General features: G+C 65.6%; 5 protein-coding genes and 1 pseudogene. 3 read left to right on the plus strand and 3 right to left on the minus strand.

Annotation, left to right across the window (positions count from 1 at the left end):
• The 3 genes from VN004_RS16025 to VN004_RS16035 form a co-directional block, all read left to right on the plus strand.
• A partial coding sequence (locus VN004_RS16025; protein WP_414710327.1) for a M10 family metallopeptidase C-terminal domain-containing protein occupies positions 1-316 on the plus strand: 316 nt, incomplete at its 5' end.
• 164 nt (positions 317-480) lie between these two features.
• Positions 481-2283: a type I secretion system permease/ATPase gene (locus VN004_RS16030; RefSeq protein ID WP_325612052.1), complete on the plus strand. Its 1803-nt coding sequence runs from the start codon at positions 481-483 to the stop codon at positions 2281-2283.
• Complete coding sequence (locus VN004_RS16035; protein ID WP_325612055.1) at positions 2280-3581, plus strand: HlyD family type I secretion periplasmic adaptor subunit; 1302 nt, start codon at positions 2280-2282, stop codon at positions 3579-3581. Before VN004_RS16030 ends, VN004_RS16035 begins: the two co-directional genes overlap by 4 nt.
• 26 nt (positions 3582-3607) lie before the next feature.
• On the opposite strand, the gene VN004_RS16040 is transcribed toward VN004_RS16035, so the two are convergent.
• The 3 genes and pseudogenes from VN004_RS16040 to VN004_RS16050 form a co-directional block, all read right to left on the minus strand.
• On the minus strand, positions 3608-4387 hold the full coding sequence (locus VN004_RS16040; RefSeq protein ID WP_325612057.1) for an ABC transporter permease: 780 nt from the start codon (positions 4385-4387) through the stop codon (positions 3608-3610).
• A complete protein-coding gene (locus tag VN004_RS16045; protein WP_325612059.1) occupies positions 4384-5160 on the minus strand; it encodes an ABC transporter permease in 777 nt (258 codons plus the stop codon). Before VN004_RS16045 ends, VN004_RS16040 begins: the two co-directional genes overlap by 4 nt.
• Positions 5157-5407, minus strand: a pseudogene (locus VN004_RS16050) (ABC transporter ATP-binding protein); the annotation flags it as partial. The pseudogene VN004_RS16050 and the gene VN004_RS16045, both read right to left, overlap by 4 nt.

A 5407-nucleotide genomic window follows, 5' to 3' on the forward strand; every position in this document is an offset into this window, starting at 1 on the left:
CGGCGGCGCCGGCGATGACATCCTGATCGGCGGCGCCGGCAATGACACGATGGATGGCGGCTACGGCAGCGATACATTCATCTTTGACTTCAACGACGATGCCGTAATCGGGGCCGACACCATCCAGAATTTCAGCGTCTATGACGATCTCATCCTGATCTCAGGTTTGCCGGCCGATAGTATCGGCGATCTGGATATCGAATATACGGCCGGCAACGCCGTAATCGATTTCGGGGAAGCGGGTTCGGTGACATTGCTCGGTGTCGACCCAAATTTTCTGACAGAGCAGCACTTTTCGTTTCCTCTCTACGTCTAACGCATCGAGGGCAACCCCTATGGCTGACCATGCAACGCTCTGAACCGCCGGGGCGACAAGACTCGCATTTGCATGTCATATTGTTGTTTGCGGTAAACCCCGGCGGGCGAGCGGCGTAGGGCCGGAACCGGCGGTCTAACGCGGAGTCCGCAACCAAGGCTGCCATGTCGAGCCATCCCGCGACACCTGCCTCCCCACGGTCCGAGCTGTCGGCGGCGCTCGCCGCCTGCCGCAGCGCGCTGATCGCGATCGGGTTGTTCTCGGCCGTCAGCAATGTGCTGATGCTGACCGGCTCGGTCTTCATGCTGGAGGTCTATGACCGGGTGATCCCGAGCCGCTCGGTGCCCACCCTGATCGGCCTGTGCGTCATCGCCGCCTTTCTGTTCGGCATGCTGGCGGTCATCGACGTCATCCGGTCGCGGATCATGGTGCGGATCGGCGCCAGCCTCGACGAGGCGCTGAGCGGCCGCGTCTACGAGACCCTCGTGAAAATCCCGCTGCGGTCCGGCAATCGCAGCGACGGCCTGCAGCCGCTGCGCGACCTCGACAATGTGCGCGCCTTCCTGTCCGGCTCGGGGCCGATCGCCTTCTTCGACCTGCCCTGGCTGCCGATCTATATCGCGATCTGCTTTTTGTTCTTCCATTTCTGGATCGGGCTCGCGGCCCTGTTCGGAGCCATCATCCTGGTGGGACTGACGGTGTTTACCGAGATCTGGACCCGCAAGCCGATGCAGGACGCGACCCAGGCGGCGCTCGCGCGCAATGGCCTTGCGGAAATCTCGATCCGCAATGCCGAAGCGATTTCGGCGATGGGCATGCTGGGGCGAATCTCCGGGCGCTGGGCCGAGGCGAACCGGCGCTATATGTCGAGCCACCGCAAGTCGAGCGACGTCGCCGGCGGCCTTGGCGCATTGTCCAAGTCGCTGCGCATGATGATCCAGTCAGGGGTGCTCGCGGTCGGCGCCTGGCTCGTGATCAACCAGCAGGCCTCGGCGGGCATCATCATCGCGGGGTCGATCCTGTCGGCCCGCGCCCTTGCCCCGGTCGATCTCGCCATCGCCAACTGGAAGGGCTTCCAGGCCGCCCGACAGGGCTGGGAGCGGCTGAACCGCCTCCTCTCCCTGTTCCCGACGCAGCGCGACGTCATGCCCCTGCAAGCGCCGCGCGCCAGCCTCGCGGTCGAAAATGTCGCGGCTGCGCCCCCCGGCGTCCAGAAGATCATCGTCCAGGATGTCAGCTTCGTGCTCCGCGCCGGCAACGGCCTCGGCATCATCGGGCCGAGCGCGTCGGGCAAGTCGTCGCTGGCGCGGCTGATCGTCGGGCTGTGGCAGCCGATCCGCGGCCATGTGCGGCTCGATGGCGCCGCCCTCGATCAATGGATGCCGGACGCGCTGGGCAAGCATATCGGCTACCTGCCGCAGAATGTGGAATTGCTGGCCGGAACCGTCGCCCAGAATATTTCGCGGTTCGAGCGCGAGCCCAATCCCGAGGCGATCATCAACGCCGCCAAGACCGCAGGCGTGCACGACCTGATCGTCAAGCTTCCGGACGGCTACGAGACTGAAGTCGGCGAACAGGGCAGCGCGCTGTCGGCCGGTCAGGCTCAGCGCATTGCGCTTGCCCGCGCGCTCTATGGCGATCCGTTCCTGGTGGTGCTGGATGAGCCCAATTCCAACCTCGATTATGAAGGCGACGAGGCGCTGGCCCGCGCGGTGATGAGCGTGCGCAAGAGGGGCGGCATCGCCGTGATCGTGGCGCATCGCCCGAGCGCCCTCGAAGCCGTCGACCTGATCCTCGTGATGGGCGGGGGCCGCATGCAGCATCCGGTGGGTCCGAAGGACCAGGTCCTCGCCAAGGTTCTGCAGCGCCCGGGTGCGCCGACGGCGCCGCCCGTGCCACCCGCTCCGCCCGCTCCGCCACCTGCCGTGCAGCCGCTCCAAGTCATTCCCGGACGAGGCCCTGCATGACACCGCGTTCCGCAGCACACCCCTCGATCCGCCGCCACATCGTGGCCGGCGCCCTTGTCGTCGGCATCCTCGTGATCGGGTTCGGCGGCTGGGCCGCCACGGCGCAATTGTCCGGCGCCCTGATCGCGCCCGGACAAATCGTCGTCGATTCCAACGTCAAGCGCGTGCAGCATCCGACCGGCGGCATCGTCGGTGAGGTGCGCGTGCGTGACGGCGACTCGGTCAAGGAAGGCGATATTGTCGTTCGCCTCGACGAGACGGTGACGCGCGCCAATCTCGCGATCGTGACGCGCGGCCTGAACGAATTGTCCGCACGCAAGGCCCGGCTCGAAGCCGAGCGCGACAACGCATCCGCCATCAAGTTCCCGTCATGGCTTGCGGAGAACGCGACTGCCGATGTCCAGTCGATCCTCGACAGCGAACAGAAGCTGTTCGAATTGCGCCGCACCGCGCGCGACGGCCAGAAGTCTCAATTGCGCCAGCGCATCGGGCAGCTGCAAGAGGAGATCACCGGCCTTTCGGCGCAGCAGAATGCCAAGACCAAGGAAATCGAGCTGATCGAGCGCGAGCTCGAAGGCGTCCGCGACCTGTTCAAGAAGAACCTGATCCAGATGAACCGGCTGACCCAGCTCGAGCGCGAGGCCACGCGCCTGCAGGGCGAGCGCGGCCAGCTGATCGCGACCACCGCGCAGGCCAAGGGAAAGATCTCCGAACTGGAACTGCAGATCATCCAGATCGACCAGGAGCTGTCGAGCGAAGTCGCGAAGGAAATGCGCGACGTCGATGCCAAGATCGGCGAGTTCGTCGAACGCAAGGTCACCGCCGAAGATCAGCTGCGCCGCATCGACATCCGCGCACCGCAAGCCGGCACCGTGTTCCAGTCGACGGTCCACACGGTCGGCGGCGTGATCTCCGCCGGCGACACGATCATGCTGATCGTGCCGGCGGCCGACAACCTCACGGTCGAAGCCAAGGTCAATCCGCAGGACATCAACCAGCTGCAGATCGGCCAGAAGGCCATCCTGCGCTTCACCGCCTTCAACCAGCAAACCACGCCCCAAATCGACGGCACGGTGTCGCGGATCTCAGCCGACATCACGACCGATCAGCGCACCGGCATCGGCTATTACACCATCCGCATCGCCCTCCCCCCGGATCAGGTGGCGCGGCTCGGCGACGTGAAGCTCGTGCCCGGAATGCCGGTCGAGGCGTTCGTCCAGACCGGCGAGCGGACGGTTCTCTCCTATCTGATGAAGCCGATCACCGACCACGCCAATCGCGCGTTCCGCGAGAAGTAACGGTCTGATCCGCGCTTCGATACACCTCAGGTGTGCGCGTTGCGCCACCGCAAGAGGTGCGCTTCGACGGCGGACAGGAGCGTGCCGCTGACATAGCCGATGGCGCCAAGCAGGATCACGCCGGCATAGAGATCGGCGGACTGGAAGGAGCGCGCAGCCAACAGGATCGCCTGGCCAAGGCCAGGACGGCTCGCGAGCATCTCGCCCACCACCGCGAGGATCAGCGCAATCGTCAGGCCAACCCGCATGCCAGCGAGGATGTCGGGCATGGCGCTCGGCAGCGCGATTTTCCAGATCACCTCGCGGCGGGATAAACCGAGCGCGCGGCTGACCTGGTAGAGTCGCGGCTCGACAGCCGCAAAGCCGTGCACCGTGGCGAGCAGCATGGGCCAGAGCGCGCCGAACGCGATCACCGCCAGCACCATTGCGTCGGTGAGACCGAGGATCGCGATCGCGACCGGCATCATCGCCGAGGCGGGCAACGGCCGCAGGAATTCCAGCGTCGGTTCGACATAGGCGCGAGCGGCTTGCGAGACGCCGATCAGAGCGCCGAGAAGGATTCCGACGAGCGACGCCAGGAGCCAGCCATAGAGCATGCGCTCGATCGTGGCCCAGGTCTTCTCGCGCAGATCGCCCTCGGTGAGGCCGTAAACCAGCGCATCCCAGGCGCGCTCCGGGCCGGGCAGAAAGACCGGCGACACAAGCCGTGCCTTTGCAACGGCGTACCACAGGGCAATGAACAACAGGCCGACGCCGATACTCGCGAGCAGCCAGCCGATCCGGTTCAGGGTCGGGAGGGCGGTCATGGGTCGATCCGCACCATCGCTGCCGGTCCGAACAGCCGCTTCTGCGACCACACCATCGCCTGATTAAGCCCCCATCCGAGAATGCCGAGCCACAGAAGCAGCGCCAGCATCAATTCAGGCCGAAGCGTCTGCTGGGCGAGCATCATGTTGTAGCCAAGCCCGATCGGATTGGCGGCGATCTCCACGGTGACGGCGACGATCAACGCGATCCCGGCGGCCAGCCGGAACGCGACGAAAATCCGCGGCAGCGCCGCCGGCAGCACGATCTTCCAGACCCGTGCGGCGGGGCCAAAGCCGAGAGCGCGTGCGACCTGGATCAGCCGCGGCTCGACGCCGGCCACCGCGGCGCGGGTGAGGATCAGGATCGGCCACAGCGCCGCGAAGGCGACGATCGCGATCTCCATGCGGAAACCGAAACCGAAAACGAGGAGCGCGATCGGGATCAGCGCAACCGCAGGGATCGGCCGAAACGCTTCGATAGAGAACTCCAGCAGCCGGTCTGCCGTTCGCACAAGGCCAAGAAGGATGCCGATGGCAAGACCCAGACCGGCACCGAGGGCAAGGCCGCCGAGCGAGGTCGCGAGCGTCTGCAATGTCGCCGTTGCAATCGTGCCATCGGCCAGGGCGGTGGCGAACGCAACTGCAATTGCTGAAGGCGCGGCGAGCAACGAGCTTTCCCAGCCGGTGGCGCGCATTGCGGTCTCCGCGGCAACGAGAAAGCCGACCGGCAGGACAAGCCCGCGCCATCCGAAGCGCTGTTTGTCCTTGCTCAATGTTCGACGTCCTTGATCACATCGAAGAGTTCGCGGCGAAGCCTCAGGAAGTCCGGCTGCTCCCTTGTCGTCAGCTGATCGCGCGGCCGCGGCAGATCGATGGCGAATGATACGTCGAACCGGCCGGGATTAGGCCGCATCGCGATGACACGGTCACCGAGATAGATGGCCTCTTCGAGGTCATGGGTGATGAACAGCACCGTCGCGCCGGTGCGCGCGGCAAGCGCCAGCACTTCATCCTGCAGCG

The sequence above is a fragment of the Pseudorhodoplanes sp. genome (assembly GCF_035565855.1).
Classification (GTDB): Bacteria; Pseudomonadota; Alphaproteobacteria; order Rhizobiales; family Xanthobacteraceae; genus Pseudorhodoplanes.